This is a genomic window from Rhizobium deserti (genome assembly GCF_004358025.1).
In the GTDB taxonomy this organism is placed as follows: Bacteria; Pseudomonadota; Alphaproteobacteria; order Rhizobiales; family Rhizobiaceae; genus Neorhizobium; species Neorhizobium deserti.
In genome coordinates this window covers 520,025-536,271 of record NZ_SMTL01000003.1, presented here as the reverse complement: position 1 = coordinate 536,271, position 16,247 = coordinate 520,025, and the positions used below count along the sequence as shown (strand labels likewise).

18 protein-coding genes are annotated in these 16,247 nt (G+C 60.3%); 11 read left to right on the top strand and 7 right to left on the bottom strand.

What is annotated here, in order from left to right:
* Positions 1 to 63: 63 nt before the first annotated feature.
* The 7 genes from E2F50_RS14735 (at position 64) to deoA (ending at position 7,141) form a co-directional block, all read left to right on the top strand.
* Positions 64 to 1,587 carry an ABC transporter ATP-binding protein gene (locus E2F50_RS14735; RefSeq protein WP_245515420.1) on the top strand — a complete coding sequence of 508 codons (1,524 nt, stop codon included), beginning with the start codon at positions 64 to 66 and terminating at the stop codon, positions 1,585 to 1,587.
* 76 nt (positions 1,588 to 1,663) lie between these two features.
* Positions 1,664 to 2,767, top strand: coding sequence for an ABC transporter permease (locus E2F50_RS14730; RefSeq protein WP_133316911.1), 1,104 nt, complete (start codon positions 1,664 to 1,666; stop codon positions 2,765 to 2,767).
* A 4-nt stretch (positions 2,768 to 2,771) separates the two neighbouring features.
* Entirely contained in the window at positions 2,772 to 3,743 is a 972-nt protein-coding gene (locus E2F50_RS14725; protein ID WP_133316910.1) for an ABC transporter permease, read from the top strand.
* Between the two features lie 4 nt (positions 3,744 to 3,747).
* Positions 3,748 to 4,155, top strand: a complete 408-nt coding sequence (locus E2F50_RS14720) for a cytidine deaminase (RefSeq protein ID WP_133316909.1) — start codon at positions 3,748 to 3,750, stop codon at positions 4,153 to 4,155.
* Entirely contained in the window at positions 4,152 to 4,940 is a 789-nt protein-coding gene (locus tag E2F50_RS14715) for a purine-nucleoside phosphorylase (RefSeq protein ID WP_133316908.1), read from the top strand. The genes E2F50_RS14720 and E2F50_RS14715 overlap by 4 nt, the downstream gene beginning before the upstream one ends.
* Before the next feature lie 114 nt (positions 4,941 to 5,054).
* A complete protein-coding gene (deoC, locus tag E2F50_RS14710; RefSeq protein WP_133316907.1) occupies positions 5,055 to 5,825 on the top strand; it encodes a deoxyribose-phosphate aldolase in 771 nt (256 codons plus the stop codon).
* A 5-nt stretch (positions 5,826 to 5,830) separates the two neighbouring features.
* Positions 5,831 to 7,141 carry a thymidine phosphorylase gene (deoA, locus tag E2F50_RS14705; RefSeq protein ID WP_133316906.1) on the top strand — a complete coding sequence of 437 codons (1,311 nt, stop codon included), beginning with the start codon at positions 5,831 to 5,833 and terminating at the stop codon, positions 7,139 to 7,141.
* On the opposite strand, the gene E2F50_RS14700 is transcribed toward deoA, so the two are convergent.
* The 7 genes from E2F50_RS14700 to E2F50_RS14670 form a co-directional block, all read right to left on the bottom strand.
* Positions 7,142 to 7,705: a TIGR02281 family clan AA aspartic protease gene (locus E2F50_RS14700; protein WP_245515419.1), complete on the bottom strand. Its 564-nt coding sequence runs from the start codon at positions 7,703 to 7,705 to the stop codon at positions 7,142 to 7,144.
* Positions 7,706 to 7,775: 70 nt separating this feature from the next.
* On the bottom strand, positions 7,776 to 8,405 hold the full coding sequence (upp, locus tag E2F50_RS14695) for a uracil phosphoribosyltransferase (RefSeq protein ID WP_133316905.1): 630 nt from the start codon (positions 8,403 to 8,405) through the stop codon (positions 7,776 to 7,778).
* 60 nt (positions 8,406 to 8,465) lie between these two features.
* Positions 8,466 to 9,488 carry an adenosine deaminase gene (locus E2F50_RS14690; RefSeq protein WP_133316904.1) on the bottom strand — a complete coding sequence of 341 codons (1,023 nt, stop codon included), beginning with the start codon at positions 9,486 to 9,488 and terminating at the stop codon, positions 8,466 to 8,468.
* Positions 9,485 to 10,705 (bottom strand): phosphopentomutase, encoded by a 1,221-nt coding sequence (locus tag E2F50_RS14685; RefSeq protein ID WP_133316903.1) that lies wholly within the window; start codon positions 10,703 to 10,705, stop codon positions 9,485 to 9,487. Before E2F50_RS14685 ends, E2F50_RS14690 begins: the two co-directional genes overlap by 4 nt.
* Before the next feature lie 116 nt (positions 10,706 to 10,821).
* Positions 10,822 to 11,412, bottom strand: a complete 591-nt coding sequence (locus E2F50_RS14680; protein WP_133316902.1) for a TadE/TadG family type IV pilus assembly protein — start codon at positions 11,410 to 11,412, stop codon at positions 10,822 to 10,824.
* Positions 11,412 to 12,050, bottom strand: coding sequence for a TadE/TadG family type IV pilus assembly protein (locus E2F50_RS14675; RefSeq protein WP_133316901.1), 639 nt, complete (start codon positions 12,048 to 12,050; stop codon positions 11,412 to 11,414). Before E2F50_RS14675 ends, E2F50_RS14680 begins: the two co-directional genes overlap by 1 nt.
* A gap of 99 nt (positions 12,051 to 12,149) precedes the next feature.
* Complete coding sequence (locus E2F50_RS14670) at positions 12,150 to 12,539, bottom strand: pilus assembly protein N-terminal domain-containing protein (RefSeq protein WP_133317122.1); 390 nt, start codon at positions 12,537 to 12,539, stop codon at positions 12,150 to 12,152.
* A 399-nt stretch (positions 12,540 to 12,938) separates the two neighbouring features.
* On the opposite strand from E2F50_RS14670, the gene E2F50_RS14665 reads away from it, so the two are divergent.
* The 4 genes from E2F50_RS14665 to E2F50_RS14650 all read left to right on the top strand — a co-directional run bounded on the left by E2F50_RS14665 (position 12,939) and on the right by E2F50_RS14650 (position 16,189).
* Complete coding sequence (locus tag E2F50_RS14665; RefSeq protein ID WP_133316900.1) at positions 12,939 to 13,127, top strand: Flp family type IVb pilin; 189 nt, start codon at positions 12,939 to 12,941, stop codon at positions 13,125 to 13,127.
* A 136-nt stretch (positions 13,128 to 13,263) separates the two neighbouring features.
* Positions 13,264 to 13,773, top strand: a complete 510-nt coding sequence (locus E2F50_RS14660; RefSeq protein ID WP_133316899.1) for an A24 family peptidase — start codon at positions 13,264 to 13,266, stop codon at positions 13,771 to 13,773.
* A gap of 115 nt (positions 13,774 to 13,888) precedes the next feature.
* Complete coding sequence (cpaB, locus tag E2F50_RS14655) at positions 13,889 to 14,695, top strand: Flp pilus assembly protein CpaB (RefSeq protein WP_133316898.1); 807 nt, start codon at positions 13,889 to 13,891, stop codon at positions 14,693 to 14,695.
* A gap of 12 nt (positions 14,696 to 14,707) precedes the next feature.
* Complete coding sequence (locus E2F50_RS14650) at positions 14,708 to 16,189, top strand: type II and III secretion system protein family protein (RefSeq protein WP_133316897.1); 1,482 nt, start codon at positions 14,708 to 14,710, stop codon at positions 16,187 to 16,189.
* Positions 16,190 to 16,247: the final 58 nt, after the last annotated feature.

The following is a 16,247-nucleotide window of genomic DNA, read 5'->3' as shown; positions in this document are numbered from 1 at the left end:
AAGGGCGCATGGTGATTTCCTCATCATGCGCCCTTTTTTTGTATGATGCGGAAGGGCGAACCCTTGAGCCTTGATACTGCCAGCCTGCCTGCCATCGAGCTTGTCGGAATAGACAAGCGGTTCGGGGCGGTGCATGCCAACAAGAACATAAACCTCACCGTCGCCAAGGGATCGATCCATGGGATCATCGGCGAAAACGGTGCGGGCAAATCCACGCTGATGTCGATCCTCTATGGCTTTTACCAGGCCGATCAGGGCGAGATCCGGATTTCCGGCACACCGGTCGCCATTCGCGACAGCCAGGCGGCAATCACCGCCGGAATCGGCATGGTGCATCAGCATTTCATGCTGGTGGAAAATTTCACCGTGCTGGAAAACGTCATGCTGGGAGCCGAAGGCGGACAGCTTCTGGCGAAAGGCGTCACCGGCGTCCGCCGCGAACTGAAGCGGCTCGAGCAGGACTACGGTCTCGAGGTCGATCCGGATGCGGTGATCGAAGAACTGCCGGTGGGCAATCAGCAGCGGGTCGAAATCCTCAAGGCGCTTTACCGTGGGGCGGAAATCCTCATCCTCGACGAGCCGACGGGCGTCCTGACCCCGGCCGAGGCGGATCACCTTTTCAGGATCCTGCAGGTCCTGCGCGACCAAGGCAAGACGATCATTCTCATCACCCACAAGCTGCGCGAGATCATGGCGATCACCGATACCGTGTCCGTCATGCGCCGCGGTGAAATGGTGGCGACCCGCAAGACCGCCGAGACGACAGTCGAGGAATTGGCCGAGCTGATGGTCGGCCGCCGCGTCCTGCTTCGCGTCGAGAAGTCCGAAGCCAATCCCGGCGCCGTCTTGTTGTCGGTGCGCAACCTGACCGTCAAGGACAGCCGCGGCGTCACCATGGTGGACGACGTGTCTTTCGACGTGCGGGCCGGGGAAATCGTTGGCATTGCCGGCGTCGCGGGCAATGGTCAGTCGGAGCTCCTGGAAGCCATCGCGGGCATCCGCAAGCCGACCTCCGGGGAGATCTTCATCGAAGGCAAGCCGGTCCAGGGTGCCGATCCCAGCCGGCTGCGCGCGCTTGGTCTCGCGCATATTCCCGAAGACCGGCATCATATGGGTCTTGTCCTGAAATTTGAGGAATATGAGAATTCCATCCTCGGCTACCATCGCGACCAGCGTTACGGTCGCGGCGGCATGCTGGACCTGGAGGCCGTCCGCAAGGAAGCGGAAGAGAAGATCGCCAAATACGATATCCGACCGCCCAATCCGCGGCTGAGGACGGCCAATTTTTCCGGCGGCAATCAGCAGAAGATCGTTGTCGCACGCGAGATCGAGCGCGATCCGAAAATGCTGATCATCGGCCAACCGACGCGTGGCGTCGATATCGGCGCAATCGAGTTCATCCACCGGCGGATCATCGACACCCGCGATGCAGGCAAGGCGGTGCTGTTGGTTTCGGTCGAGCTCGACGAGATCCGCTCCCTGTCGGACCGTATCCTGGTGATGTTTGCCGGGAGGGTCGTCGGGGAAAAGACGGCCGAGGCCGACGAGCAGGCGCTCGGCCTGATGATGGCCGGCATTGCCGCGTGATGTCGCGGGTGAGTTTTGTTTTGGAGCATGGCATGACTGAAAGACGCATCGGCGGCAAGCGGACGGGGGGCAAGGCATGACGACGGCCTCCGTATCGCTTCCCGGCTGGATATCCTATGGCGTCATTCCGCTTCTCAACCTGCTGCTTGCCCTGTTCTTCTCCGGCCTTGTGGTCTGGTGGATCGGCGAGGATCCATTCGAAGCGCTGAAATTCCTCGTCCAGGGCGCGCTTGGGCGGGGCGACGCCATTGGCTTCACGCTGTTCTATGCGACGAGCTTCATCTTTACCGGCCTTTCCGTGGCCGTCGCCTTCCATGCCGGATTGTTCAATATCGGTTCGGAAGGTCAGGCCTATGTCGGTGGCCTTGGCGCAGCACTGGTTGCCCTGGCACTCGACCGTTACGTGCCCTGGTACGTAACCATGCCGTTTGCGATACTCGGCGCGGCGGCTTTCGGTGCGGCCTGGGCATTCATTCCGGCATGGCTCCAAGCCAAGCGAGGCAGCCATATCGTCATCACCACGATCATGTTCAATTTCATCGGCGCAGCGCTGATGGTTTATCTACTCGTGCACGTGTTGATCGTGCCGGGCAAGATGGCGCCGGAGACCCGCACATTTTTGCCGGGCGGGCAGTTGCCGAAGCTGGATTGGCTGATGGCGCTCTTCGGCCTGAAGCTCGGGCCGGCGCCATTCAACGTCTCCTTCCTGATCGCGCTCGTCATGTGCTTTCTCGTCTGGCTGCTGATCTGGCGCACCAAGCTCGGCTATGAAATGCGCACCCTCGGCATCAGCCCGTCGGCAGCCGTTTATGCGGGCATCCCTTATGTGCGAACTGTGATCATCGCCATGCTGATTTCCGGCGGCCTCGCCGGCATGATGTCTCTCAATGCCGTCATGGGCGCTTCCGCAAGGCTGCAGGTGGAATTCGTGGCCGGCGCCGGCTTTGTCGGGATCGCCGTCTCGCTCATGGGCCGCAGCCATCCCGTCGGCATTGTTCTTGCCGCGATCCTGTTCGGCGTTCTCTATCAGGGAGGCGCCGACCTTTCCTTCGAAATGCCGAACATCACCCGTGACATGATCGTCGTCATCCAGGGCCTGGTCATTCTTTTCGCCGGCGCGCTGGAATACATGCTTCGGCCGGCGCTTGTCCGGCTTTATCAGCCATTCGGCAGGACGTGAGGCCATGGAGTATTTCGATATCTTCGTCAGCATCCTCGGCTCGGCGATCCGGCTCTCCATCCCCCTGCTGTTTACCGCACTGGCGGGCCTGTTTTCGGAGCGGGCCGGCATTTTCGACATCGGCCTTGAAGGCAAGATGCTGGTTTCCGCCTTCGCCGCCGCCTGCGTCGCCTATCTGACCGCCAATCCCTGGCTCGGACTGCTGGCGGGGATCGGCGTTTCCATCGTCTTTTCACTGGTGCATGGCTTTGCGTCGATCACCAACCGCGGCAACCAGATCGTATCTGGCGTGGCGCTGAACTTCGTGGCGGCAGGGCTGACCGTGGTGCTGGCCCAAGCCTGGTTCGGGCAGGGCGGACGCACCCCGCAGGTGCCGGGGGAGGGGCGGTTTGCCCCGATCATCCTGCCAGGCGCCGACGCCATGCGTGACGTTCCGGTCATCGGGCCGCTATATGCCAATGTCATTTCCGGCAACAATATCCTCACCTATATCGCTTTCCTGATGGTGCCGCTTTCCTGGTGGGTGCTGTACCGCACGCGCTTCGGCTTGCGGCTGCGGGCTGCCGGTGAAAACCCGGGCGCGGTGGATACGGCCGGCATTTCGGTGACCTGGCTGCGATATCGGGCTCTGATCGTTACCGGTTTCCTGGCTGGTTTCGCCGGCACCTATCTTGCCATCGCCCAGTCGGCGGCCTTCATCAACAATATGTCGGCCGGCAAAGGCTATATTGCGCTCGCGGCGCTGATCTTCGCCAAATGGAAGCCGGTTCCGGTCATGTTCGCCTGCCTGCTGTTCGGCTTCCTGGATGCCTTTGCCAATTTCATGCAGGGCAAGTCCCTGCCTTGGATCGGCGAGGTGCCGGTGCAGATCTTCCAGGCGCTGCCCTATATCCTTACCTGCGTGCTGCTGGCGGGCTTCATCGGCGTCGCGCGGCCACCAAAGGCGGGCGGCGTGCCCTATACCAAGGAGCGTTAAGCACATGTCCTCAGAGCCGTCCCCACGTCAGTTGTTCGAAGCGGCCCGCGATGCGATGAGCAAGGCGCACGCGCCCTATTCCAAGTTCCCCGTCGGCGCAGCGATCAGGGCAGACGATGGGCAAGTCTATCTCGGCGCCAATATCGAAAACCTCTCCTTTCCCCAGGGCTGGTGCGCCGAGCCGACGGCAATCGGCGCCATGATCATGGGCGGCGGAAAGAAGATCGTCGAGCTCGCGGTCATTGCGGAAAGGCTGCCGCTTTGCACGCCCTGCGGCGGCTGCCGTCAAAAGATTTCCGAATTCGCCTCGGCCGATACGCGTGTCTATCTTTGCGATGACCAAGGTGTCCAGAAAACGGTGACTATGGCCGAACTCCTGCCCTATGCATTCGAAACGGATGTCATCGGATGAAAAACGTCATCGACCTGCTCGTCGATCGGCTGGATGGGCTGGTGCCGCGTCATGCGGTGGTTCTGGGCTCCGGCCTCGGCAGCCTGGTCGATGAGGTTTCCAGCCAGATCCGCATTCCCTATTCCGAACTGGCCGGATTTCCGCTCAGCGGAGTAACCGGTCATGCGGCTGAGCTCGTGGCCGGCTATCTGGGTCGGGAGCCGGTCATCATGCTGTCGGGGCGTTCGCACTATTACGAGCGGGGCGACGCGAAAGCGATGCGCTTCCCGATCGAGGTCCTGATGGGCCTCGGCGTTCAGTCGCTGGTTCTCACCAATTCCGCCGGCTCGGTGCGCGAGGACATGCCGCCCGGCTCCGTCATGCAGATCACCGATCACATCAACTATTCCGGCATGAACCCGCTTGTCGGCGAAGAGGGTGATGGGCGCTTCGTCGGCATGACCAATGCCTATGACGGCGATATGGCGCTCGCAATGCGCAATGCGGCAATCCGCTGCGGCATTCCCTTGTTTTCCGGCGTCTACATGTGGTTCTCGGGACCCAGCTTCGAGACACCTGCGGAAATCCGCATGGCGCGCGTTCTCGGTGCCGATGCGGTCGGCATGTCCACCGTGCCGGAAGTCATCCTAGCGCGCTATTTCGGCTTGAAGGTCGCGGCCGCCTCTGTCGTTACCAATTATGCAGCCGGCATGACTGGCGCCGAACTCAGCCATGAGGAAACCAAGGACATGGCACCTGTCGGCGGTCGGCGGCTTGCAGCCATCCTGAAGGAAATGCTTGCCTGAAAAGCTAGTAGATTCGGTAGGTTATCTACTGCCGGCAGATCCATTTGCCGCGGTCGGCTTGCATCTAATCGTTTGAACGATAAATATGTCCCTCCTTTCAAGCGGAGGCAGACCATGGAATTTCAAAGCCCGCGCGAGGCAGCGGCTTTCGCCCTGTCTCTTCTCGATCTGACCAATCTGCGTGACGATTGTGATAACGAGGCGATCGAGAAGCTCTGCCATAGGGCGCAGACGCCGTCTGGTCATGCGGCTGCCATCTGCATCTGGCCCGGCTTCGTCGCGCATGCGCGCCAGATCCTGGGAGCGGGGCATCCGGTAAGAATTGCAACGGTCGTCAACTTCCCGACCGGCGATCTGCCAGTTGAAGCGGTGATCGAGGAAACCAGGAAAGCCGTCGAGGACGGCGCCGATGAAATCGACATGGTGATCCCTTATCGAGCCTTGCTGGCAGGGGACGAGGTGGCGGTGACTGCCATGGTGGAAGCGGTCCGCGGCGCCTGCCCCGATTCCTGCCTCAAGGTGATCCTCGAGACAGGTGAGTTGAAGGACCGCGGGCTCATCCGCCGGGCCTCGGAACTGGCCATTTCAGCCGGCGCCAATTTCATCAAGACCTCGACGGGCAAGGTCTCGGTCAATGCCACGCTCGAAGCGGCCGATGTCATGCTGCAGGCGATCCGCGATTCGAAGAAGCGTGTCGGGTTTAAGGCTGCCGGTGGCATAGGCACGGTGGCCGATGCCGATCTTTATCTGCGGCTGGCCGAAAGCATGCTCGGTCCGAACTGGATCATGCCGTCGACCTTTCGGTTTGGCGCATCCGGCCTGCTGGATGATATCCTGATGCTTCTGAATGGTGGCACGTCGGCGCGTAGCGCTGCAGGCTACTAACGCCAATGATCCCGCAAGAGATCATCCGCCGTAAGCGCGACGGACAGGAACTGACACCCGACGAGATAGCAGATTTCATTGCCGGTCTGACGGACGAAAGCGTTTCGGAAGCTCAGGCCGCCGCCTTCGCCATGGCCGTCTATTTCAAAGGCATGTCTCGAAACGAGACTGTCGCCTTGACTGTCGCAATGCGGGACTCCGGCAGTGTCTTGAACTGGGACGCAATCGGCCGACCAATTGCCGACAAGCATTCGACCGGTGGCGTCGGCGACAATGTTTCGCTGATGCTGGCCCCCATCGTGGCGGCATGCGGCCTCGCCGTGCCGATGATTTCGGGGCGCGGCCTTGGTCATACCGGCGGCACGCTCGACAAGCTGCAGGCGATACCGGGCTATGACATTGCCCCGGACGCAACGCAGTTCCGGCAGGTGGTCGAGGATGTCGGTTGTGCCATTATCGGGCAGACCGCGGATCTGGCGCCGGCCGACCGGCGTCTTTATGCGGTCCGCGATGTCACGGCCACAGTCGAATCCATCCCGATGATCACGGCATCCATCCTGTCGAAGAAGCTCAGCGCCGGTCTTACGAGCCTGGTCCTCGATGTGAAGGTGGGCAATGGTGCCTTCATGGCGAGGCGTGAAGAGGCAGAGGTTCTCGCCCGGTCTCTGGTGGACGTGGGCAACGGCGCCGGGTTGAAGACGACGGCGCTGCTGACGGACATGAGTGAACCGCTTGCGGATGCGGCCGGTAACGCGCTCGAAATCATCAATTGCCTGGAATTCCTGGCCGGCCGAAAGGCGGGATCGCGTCTCGAAACCGTTGTGCTTGCGACCGCTGCCGAAATGCTCGTGCAGGCCGGATTGGCGGCAGTCCGAAGCGAGGCGGACGATATGGCGCGAAAGGTCCTGGCATCGGGGGAGGCGATGGAGCGGTTCGCGCGCATGGTGCACGGGCTCGGGGGACCGGCAGATTTCTGCGATCGGCCGCAGGCCTATCTGCCGACCGCTCCCGTGCGTCTGGCGGTGACCGCCTGGCAGGACGGATATCTTTGCGCCTGCGACACGCGCGCGCTTGGCATGGCCGTGGTCGCTTTGGGGGGAGGCCGCATGCGGACGACCGACGCGATCGATTCGAGTGTCGGAATTGCCGGGCTGCAGCCGCTTGGCACGAAAGTCAGCCACGGCGACGCGATCGCAATCGTGCATGCAGCCGACCTCCCCGCCGCCGAACAGGTGGCGGATCTCATGCGGCGGATCTATAGGATCGCGGAGGAACGCCCTACATCTGCGCCCGTGCTTCTTGGACGGGTCGAATAGCTACTGGTTGAGCGTCAGGCTGCCGTCTTCCACCTGGAAGGACTTCAGCTTTTTGAGGAAACTCATTCCGACGAGGGTGCCGGTCAGGGCCTTGTCGCGAAGCACGAAGGCATCCACGTCCTTCACACGCAGGCTGCCGATTTCCACCCGTTCGAGCACCACATGGGCCGCGTCCGTTCCGCCATTGGCGGTGTTGACCGTGTACCGGAAGTCGAGGCTGTTGACCCCAAAACCCAGCTTGCGGGCGGTGCTTTCGTTGATCGCAACCAGGGAGGCGCCCGTGTCGACCAGGCCGTCCACCGATTTGCCGTTCATGCGGAACGTGCCGTTGAAATGGCCACGGCCGTCGGCTTTCAGCTTGACGCGTCCGGTGGCAGTCGAAGCTGGCTGTTGCTTGGCCGGCTCCTGCGGATTGGCGGCAACCGCTGCAGGCTCCCCGGTCAGCTTCACCATGGCCGGGATCTGCGTCGCCAGAAGGACGGCCAGGGCTGCGAAAATGGCGGTGCGCAGGAGCATGAACGGCGTCTCGTTTGAGGGGTCGACCTGTTCTAGCGTGAAATGCATAAGAAAACGGCCTCCGTTTGTGGCCGGAGGCCGTTTAAATGCCGCGCATGGTAAGCAAAGGCTGAAAAAACTATTTGGTGCCGTACATCCGGTCGCCCGCGTCGCCGAGGCCGGGGACGATATAGCCGAGTTCGTTGAGATGGCTGTCAATGGAAGCCGTATAGATCTTCACGTCTGGATGAACGCTCTGGAAGTTCTTAATGCCTTCCGGTGCGGCAAGCAGGCACAAGAAGCGGATGTTGTGGGCGCCTCTTTCCTTTAGCTTGTCCACTGCGGCAATCGAGGAATTACCGGTTGCCAGCATGGGGTCGACGATGATGATCAGTCGCTCCGCGATGTCCTCCGGCGCCTTGAAGTAATATTCCACCGGCTGCAGCGTCTCGTGGTCGCGGTAAACGCCAATATGCGACACGCGTGCCGAAGGCACGAGCTCCAGCATGCCTTCCAGCAGGCCGTTGCCGGCGCGGAGGATCGAGGCGAAAACGAGCTTCTTTCCTTCGACGATCGGCGCCTGCATCTCGACAAGCGGCGTCTCGATGGTTTCCATCGTCAGCTCGAGATCGCGGGTTACTTCGTAGCAGAGCAGCATCGAGATTTCCCGCAAAAGCCTGCGGAAGCCGGCCGTGGAAGTCTCCTTCTTGCGCATGATCGTCAGCTTGTGCTGCACCAGCGGATGATCGATGACAGTGACGCCGTCCATGAGCTTCCCTCGTTGTTGCCTGTTTCTTCTTTTCAGGAAAAAGCTCAGGTCCGCAAGTCGTCAGACCTGTTTCGCCGGCTCATCCCCAGTCTCGGCGCTGGCGCCGCTTGCCTCCTGGAGCCTTGCCAAAAGCCGTGAGCGCGTTTCCTCGTCGACGAAGGCTGCCTCGATGGCCGTTCTCGTCATTCCGTTGATCTCGTCTTCGCTGAAGCCCATCACTGCCGCGGCTGTTTCATACTCCTGCGCCAGCGATGTCCGGAAGAAAGGCGGGTCGTCGGAATTGAGACAGACCCGCACTCCCGCGGCCATAAGATCCCGCAGGGGATGGTGGCCGAAGTCCGCATAAATGCTGAGCGCAATATTGGAGCCGGGGCAGACTTCCAGCACCGTGCTGTGCTCAACGAGCCTTTCGACGACGGCCTGGTTCTCGATCGACCTCACCCCGTGGCCGATCCGCGATGGCCGCACCAGGTCGAGCGCATCTTGGACACTCGAGGCGTCGCAGACTTCGCCAGCATGGATCGTCAGCCCAAGTCCCGCATCACGAGCGATATCGAAGGCACGGGCATAATCGGCAACCTTGCCCATCCGTTCGTCGCCGGCCATGTTGAAGCCGGTGATCAAGCTATTCCCGGCCCGTGCAGCATATTCGGCCGCGGCGATGACGCGCTCCGGGCCGAAGTGACGTTCGCCGGTGACGATAATGCGGGTCTCGATCCCGACTTTCTCGCGTGCCGCATGGATGCCGTCGCAGATGCCGGCGAGATAGGCGTCAGCGCCGAGCCCGATCCGGTCGCCATGATCGGGTGAGACGATGATCTCGCTGTAGATCGTGTTGGCGGCGGCAAGTTCCGTCAGATAGGTTTCGGTCAGCAGGGCATAGTCCGCCTCGGTCCTGAAGAGGCTGGCGACGGCGTCGTAGCAGAGGAGAAATTCCGAGAAGTCCGACCAGACATAGCGCCCGTCCTTCACGATCTTGCTGATATCGACTCGGTACATTTCCGCCTGCGCCAAGGCGAGGCTGACGGGCGCGGCGCCTTCGATATGGCAGTGGATCTCGGCTTTGAGGAGGGGATCAGTCACAGGAAGCTCCATCCATGCGTGCCGGCAGCGATGCCGAGATGCGCCGCAATGGTCTCGCCGATATCCGCATAGGTGGGGCGCAGGCCGACCGAACGCGAGCGGATACCCGGGCCGAAAGCCATGATCGGCACGCGTTCTCGGGTGTGGTCGGTGCCGCGCCAGGTCGGGTCGCAGCCGTGATCAGCTGTCAGAACCACCAGGTCGCTGGGTTGCAGCCTTCGGTGAACATCCGGAAGGCTGCGATCAAAGGCCTCCAGTGCTGCTGCATAGCCGGCAACATCCCGACGGTGGCCGTAGAGCATGTCGAAATCGACGAGATTGGTGAAAACGAGATCGCCGTCCGCCGCTTCCCCCATCGTCGCCAATGTGGCTTCCATCAGCTGCGTGTTTCCAGTTGCCTTGACGACGCGGGAAATGCCTTGATGTGCAAAGATATCTGCGACCTTTCCGACAGCATGGACGTTGCGGCCTGCCTCCACCAGCCTATCCAGCAGTGTCGGCTCTGGCGGCGGCACGGAAAAATCCCGGCGATTGCCGGTTCGCTCGAATGTCGCCGGCGTTTCCCCGACAAAGGGCCTGGCAATGACCCGGCCGATATTCAGCGGATCTAGAAGCCTGCGGACGACTTGGCAGAAATCCAGCAGGCGCTCCAGCCCGAAATGCTGTTCATGGGCGGCAACCTGGAATACGGAATCGCTGGACGTGTAGCAGATCGGCTTGCCGCTCCGGATATGCTCGTCTCCCAGTCTGGTGAGAATTTCGGTTCCCGATGCGTGACAGTTTCCGAGAATGCCCGCGACATCGCCTTCGCGACAGATGGCTTCCACGAGATCCGGCGGGAAGGCTGGCCCCTCGCTTGGGAAATAGCCCCAGTCGAACATGACGGGTGTACCGGCAATTTCCCAGTGGCCGGAAGGTGTATCCTTGCCGCGCGAAATCTCCTCGGCTGCTCCGTGCAGCCCGAAAATCCGCTCGGGCAGTGGCATGCCCAAGGGATAGTCGCCGCCGGCAAGCTTGGCGATTTCGAGAAGGCCGAGCGACGACATGTTGGGCAGGTTCAGGGGACCCTGCCGCAAGCCGGCCCGGTCGGCAGCACCGGCAGCACAGAATTCCGCAATATGGCCGAGCGTATCGGAGCCGAGATCACCATAGTCGGCACCGTCTCGAGCTCCGCCCACGCCGAAAGAATCGAGAACGAACAGGAAGGCACGCGCCATCGATCACCCGGACAAGTTGGAGCCTCTCCCGCCGAACCGTCAGCCGGCGTGGATCGCGTTACATATAGTCGCGAGAGTGACTTGGCAAAGGGCGGGGGGTAAAGGGCAAGGAAAAGTCAGCAACCGGTGCATGTAATCTCTGAGCCGACCCGCTGGCGATAATAGTATTGCCGGCTAAGGGTGATCGTCTGCAGGCTGCTTGGCAGCAGTCCGGGCATGACCATGAACAGTTGGTGGGTGACGGACACTTCGGCGCGAACCAGAAAGGTACTGGGGCTGCGCATATCGGCAGGTACGGCAACCGCGGAGCCAGCCGGATAAGGCCTTCCGTTCGCCTGATCCCATGACCATTTCACGGTCGGATCGCCGCCCGTGCCGATGGTGACGCCGGTAATCTTGATGCTGAGGTTCTGCGGCGTATAGGGCGCAAAAATGCTGTTTGCCACATCCTTCATCGTTGCCAGCACGGTCGGCGTGACAGCTGTCTGCTGCGTTACTAGGTCGGCGATCGTGCTTGCCGTTCGGGTCGTGCGTTTGGAAACGCTCAGCCCGATGGTGAGCTCGAAGGCCGTGATGTAGAGGCACAGCAGAAGCGGGGCGATGAGCGCAAATTCCACTGCGCCGACGCCGCTGCGGTCCGCCAGCAACTCCCTGATGCGCCGAATCGGACCGGGCTGTCCTATGGGTGTTTCAGGCTCGCATCCCATCACGGGTAATCCTCGTTCTGGAAGGCCGCAGTTTCGACGATCAGGAAGTAATATGGGCGGGAGCTGTCGGTTGGTCGCACATTGCTGATATACGGCCGGATAAGGTCGGTCATCACGTCCCACTTGTAATAGGCGCGCAGCATGTTGATGGTCTTAGGGCCGCCGGGAGAATATGCAAAGGAGCTTGTATCAAGCTCTCCGTAAGTGGAATTGGCAGGATTCCTCGGCACTGTGGTGGGAATCTGGGCAAAGCTTGTAAAGCTGCGCACGTCCAGCCAGAGCTTGTCGGGTGTCGCGACTTCCTGCGCACTGCATTTGATCAGGATCGAGATCTCGTTGCAGAATTGCTGCCGAAATTGGTCCCGGTCCTTATCTGTGGCGGGATTATGCCCGACAGTGATGTTGCCGGTCCGAAGCTTGCGAGCCATGGTATCGACGGCATTGCCGACCAGCTGTTCGCCGGTATAAGCCACGAATGTCTCGATGATCGCGAAGACGATCAGGAAGTAAGGGATTGCAAGGATCGCAAATTCAATCGCTGCCGCGCCGTCTTTCGATCTGGCGAAGCGCCACCAGGCTCTCTTGCCTTTTGGGCATGCGGTCGAGCCGCTGGTGGTTTCCGCATGATCCTGACGCATTGGTCCTGTCCGAAGCCGGTACGAGCGAGAAGGATCGTAGGGAGCGTTTATTGAAATTCCGTTTCAGCGACTGGCCGCAATTGAGCGGAATGTCCCTGATTAAGGCGAGGTAGCGGCGGCAGCGCCCGTTGTATTGCTGAAGGTGGCATGCTGTTCGCAATTCGGCGTGCAGGAAAGCACGGTGCGATCGGTCTGGCGGTAAACCCGCACGGTATTGCCCTCGTCAATGGAGACAAGGATGCGCTCATCGGCGATTGCATTGCCCTCCTCGTCAAGAAGAACGAGATTGGTGGTACCGAATGCGCGGCCGGTCAGAACAATGGTTTTCGGGTCTGCGACCGTGGCATCGGCCACTTCAGCATTGCCGACGATCACTTTAGCAACCGGACGGTCGAGCTTCAGTACGCGCGCATGGTTCATGAACACGCGAAGCAGCTGCTGATCTGCGGCCATGGCGGGGCTGAGGCTCCCGTGCGCAAGGCTGAACATGCAGACAAAAACAGCGAAGATACTGCGCGATACCATTGTATGGCCTTGGAATGAGGATTTCGAGGTTCAGCATGCCCTGGAATGGTGAATCAAAGCTTAAGCGGCAACAGCCGAGCGCTGGAGGCACCATTGACCTCCCCGCGACCTGCCTTTGGTAACGGCAGATCGGCTTGGGATCGATGGGAGAGACCTTGGTACGCAGGCCTTTTAGCGAATGTTAAAAACCTCCGGAACTCTTTGATACAAGGTTTACCACAAGATGTCGCACCCAACCGTTAAGGTCCTGGTAACGTTCTTTATTAAGGCGATGGCAATCCTCCCTTAGTATCTTTCACGGCATCCGAACAGCGGAAACAGTTGTCGGGAGTGCTGAACAACATCGTGTGGAGTAGGATTTCCATGTCTAAGATTTTTGCCCGTTTCATGAAAGATGAGTCCGGCGCGACCGCCATTGAATATGGTCTTATCGCTGCTCTCATCTCTGTTGCCCTGATCGCCGGCGCTACCACTCTGGGCGGCGCGTTGAATAACCAGTTTAGTCGCTTGGCGACCAAGCTCAATAGCGTTGGCCCAAATGCAACGCCGTAAGTCTTTCGAACTGTCTTATAGATCTGTCGGCATCGCAACGTAAATCTGTAGAGATGTAAGCCGCCCTTCAGGGGGCGGCCTTACCATTTACGCCTGAGGAAGTCCGAGGGCCGCACGGGTAGGAGCTTTACCAGACATGGTCTTAACCGTCTGTATGATCGTGCCGTTCTGCTTGGCACTGGCTGCCGTGAGCGACCTGTTGACCATGACCATTCCAAACAAGCTCTCTCTTGCGATGGTTGCCTTGTTCCTGATCCTCGCACCTTTCTCCGGCCTCGCTTGGTCTGCCATCGGCTTGAGCGTGCTCGCCGCTTCAGCAGTGTTTGCCGTTTGCTTCGCGCTTTTCGCCTTCAACATCATGGGCGGCGGAGACGCTAAGCTTTTGACAGCGACGGCCCTTTGGTTCGGGTTCGATCACTCTCTCGTCGTTTTCCTGATCACGGTGGCCTATGCCGGCGGTGGGGTCACATTGCTTTTCCTGCTGATGCGCTCTCAGGCCCATACGGTCATGGCCATGGGCGTACCGCTGCCAGCCTCCATGGCGACGGCCAAGAAGGTGCCTTATGGTATTGCCATTGCGATTGGCGGATTTTTCACCTTCGATCAGGCGCCGATCGTTCAATGGGCTATGCATGCCCTGGGCTGAAGGCCAGAAGACGTATTAACGTGGTATTAACCTAGAACGTAAGCGCTTCGTTAACTATAATTACACCATTGCAGGCCATTCTCCGGAGAGAAATTGAATTCCTCCGGGGAAGGTCATGAAACCTGCTCGCTTAATGATTCTCGCCGTTGCGGTTGTGGCAGCAGGCCTTGCCGGCATGCTGGCCATGAACCTTTCCGGCGCCAAGGCTCCCGAACTCGTCGAGACCGTGATCCAGCGCGAGCCGACGGTTAAGGTGCTCGTTTCATCTGAAAACCTGCCGGTCGGAAGCCGCCTGAACGACAAAACCGTCGAGTGGCTGGAGTGGCCGAAAGGCGGTCTTGCCGAGGGTTTCATCACCAATGACAGCCGTCCCGATGCCGTCACGGAATTGGTGGGGTCGGTCGTCCGGCTGCCGATCTTCAAGGGCGAGCCGCTTCGGGCGGAAAAGATCGCCGACTCTTCCAGCCGCATTATGTCTTCTCTGCTTCCCTCGGGCAAAAGGGCGGTTGCGACGGAGATCTCCGTTGCCACCGGGGCTGGCGGATTCGTTCTGCCCAACGACCGGGTGGACATCATCATGGTCCGCGATGCCAAGGACGGTAACGGCCTGGTGACGGAAAACGTTCTGAACAATGTCCGAGTGCTGGCCATCGATCAGCAGATTCAGGAAGCGCCTGACGGAAGCAAGTCGGTTGTCGGCACGACTGCCACGCTGGAGCTGACGCCTGACCAGGCCAAGGTCATTGCCGTTGCCCAGCAGATGGCGGAGCGGCTCACCCTTGCCCTCCGCTCAGTCGCAGATGCGCAGGAGGCCGATACGACTTCAGCCGACTATCTGCTGCACGGCGGCGGCAAGGCAGAAATACAGGTTATCAAATCCGGGTCGATCGTCAAAAGCACGACGACACAGCAGACGAAGTGAACGGAGCGGCAAGTGAGCAGTCTTAAGGCTAAATTTCGTAGCTCCGCCTCAGCCGGCCTGGCTTTCTGCCTGGCCTTCTCCGGCACTCCCGGCGGCTTCGCTCCACTCGGCCTTGGCGTGGCGAGCGCCGTGGCGGGTGACACGAACCTCATCCGCATAAACGAAGGCGGACCAGGCGTCAAAAGGCGGCTGGAGCTCGGCCTTAACAAGGCTCTGGTGGTGGATCTGCCGGCCGATGCTCATGATATCCTGGTGGCCGACCCGTCCATGGCCGATGCGGTGACGCGGACGTCCCGCCGCATCTATCTGTTCGGAAAGACGGTCGGCCAGACGAACATATTCGTGTTCGGTGCCAATGGCGAAGAGATCGTCAGCCTCGACGTAGAGATTGAGCGCGACATTTCCGGCCTGCAGCAGAACCTGCGGCGTTTCCTGCCGGATTCCGAGATCAAGGTCGAAATCATCTCCGATAATATTGTGCTGTCGGGAACGGTGCGCACGCCTCAGGATTCGTCGCAAGCCGAAAAGCTGGCAACGGCCTTCCTCAAGGGCGGTGAAGCCACCACCCGCAACATCACGGTTCAGGGCAATAACGGCGACGGCGACATTTTCGCCGAAGCCCGCCAGACCTCCTCGATCGTCAACATGCTGACGATAGAGGGCGAGGACCAGGTGACGCTGAAGGTCACGGTTGCAGAAGTGCGCCGCGAAGTCCTGAAGCAGCTTGGCTTCGACAATACATTTACCCGCAACGCCACCTCAAATACCGGTCTGGACGTGCTGACGGTCGGAGCTGGCAGCGCTGGATTGTCGGGCACCATCGCCGGTTCCATCGGCCGCATGGGGATTGAAACCGCTCTCAGTGCGCTGGAGCAGGCAAGCGCCATCCGCACGCTCGCCGAGCCAACTCTGACGGCGACGTCCGGGCAATCAGCGACCTTCAATTCTGGTGGCGAACGGCTTTACACAACAACGGGTGTAGACGGTGTTACCACCGTGACACCCTATGAATATGGCATCTCGCTCGGCTTCACGCCAACGGTCTTGTCCTCAGGCCGTATCAGCCTGCGCATTCAGACGCGGGTGTCGGAACCGGTATCTACCACGACAAGCGGAGTAGAATACCGCAAGCGTGATGCCGAGACCGTTGTTGAACTTCCTTCCGGCGGATCAATGGCGTTAGCGGGCTTGATCCGGGACGACATATCGCAAGGCATGACGGGTACGCCTGGAGCATCAAAGCTGCCGCTCTTCGGCGCGCTTTTCCGTGGAAAGACGCTTGAGCGGACTGAGACCGAGCTTGTGATTATCGCCACTCCTTATCTCGTGCGGCCCGTCGGACGTAACCAGCTGGCAAGGCCGGACGACAATTTCAATCCGGCCAGAGACACAGCCAGCGTTTTCCTCGGCCACGTCAACAAGATCTATGGCCGCAAGGACAGCCCAGCCCCACACCTTCCCTATGAAGGCAACGTCGGATTCATCTACAAATGACCTGTGAGCCACAAAGACATAAGAGCGGATCCGCTTCGGGCTTTTACGCGTCATCCGT

What these genes read in the sequence shown, in the direction of transcription:
- E2F50_RS14730 (WP_133316911.1), top strand. Translation starts at nt 1,664, where the DNA reads ATGACGACGGCCTCCGTATCGCTTCCCGGCTGGATATCCTATGGCGTC.
- E2F50_RS14725 (WP_133316910.1), top strand. Translation starts at nt 2,772, where the DNA reads ATGGAGTATTTCGATATCTTCGTCAGCATCCTCGGCTCGGCGATCCGG.
- E2F50_RS14720 (WP_133316909.1), top strand. Translation starts at nt 3,748, where the DNA reads ATGTCCTCAGAGCCGTCCCCACGTCAGTTGTTCGAAGCGGCCCGCGAT.
- E2F50_RS14715 (WP_133316908.1), top strand. Translation starts at nt 4,152, where the DNA reads ATGAAAAACGTCATCGACCTGCTCGTCGATCGGCTGGATGGGCTGGTG.
- deoC (WP_133316907.1), top strand. Translation starts at nt 5,055, where the DNA reads ATGGAATTTCAAAGCCCGCGCGAGGCAGCGGCTTTCGCCCTGTCTCTT.
- deoA (WP_133316906.1), top strand. Translation starts at nt 5,831, where the DNA reads ATGATCCCGCAAGAGATCATCCGCCGTAAGCGCGACGGACAGGAACTG.
- E2F50_RS14700 (WP_245515419.1), bottom strand. Translation starts at nt 7,705, where the DNA reads ATGCATTTCACGCTAGAACAGGTCGACCCCTCAAACGAGACGCCGTTC.
- upp (WP_133316905.1), bottom strand. Translation starts at nt 8,405, where the DNA reads ATGGACGGCGTCACTGTCATCGATCATCCGCTGGTGCAGCACAAGCTG.
- E2F50_RS14685 (WP_133316903.1), bottom strand. Translation starts at nt 10,705, where the DNA reads ATGGCGCGTGCCTTCCTGTTCGTTCTCGATTCTTTCGGCGTGGGCGGA.
- E2F50_RS14680 (WP_133316902.1), bottom strand. Translation starts at nt 11,412, where the DNA reads ATGGGATGCGAGCCTGAAACACCCATAGGACAGCCCGGTCCGATTCGG.
- E2F50_RS14675 (WP_133316901.1), bottom strand. Translation starts at nt 12,050, where the DNA reads ATGCGTCAGGATCATGCGGAAACCACCAGCGGCTCGACCGCATGCCCA.
- E2F50_RS14670 (WP_133317122.1), bottom strand. Translation starts at nt 12,539, where the DNA reads ATGTTCAGCCTTGCGCACGGGAGCCTCAGCCCCGCCATGGCCGCAGAT.
- E2F50_RS14665 (WP_133316900.1), top strand. Translation starts at nt 12,939, where the DNA reads ATGTCTAAGATTTTTGCCCGTTTCATGAAAGATGAGTCCGGCGCGACC.
- E2F50_RS14660 (WP_133316899.1), top strand. Translation starts at nt 13,264, where the DNA reads ATGGTCTTAACCGTCTGTATGATCGTGCCGTTCTGCTTGGCACTGGCT.
- cpaB (WP_133316898.1), top strand. Translation starts at nt 13,889, where the DNA reads ATGAAACCTGCTCGCTTAATGATTCTCGCCGTTGCGGTTGTGGCAGCA.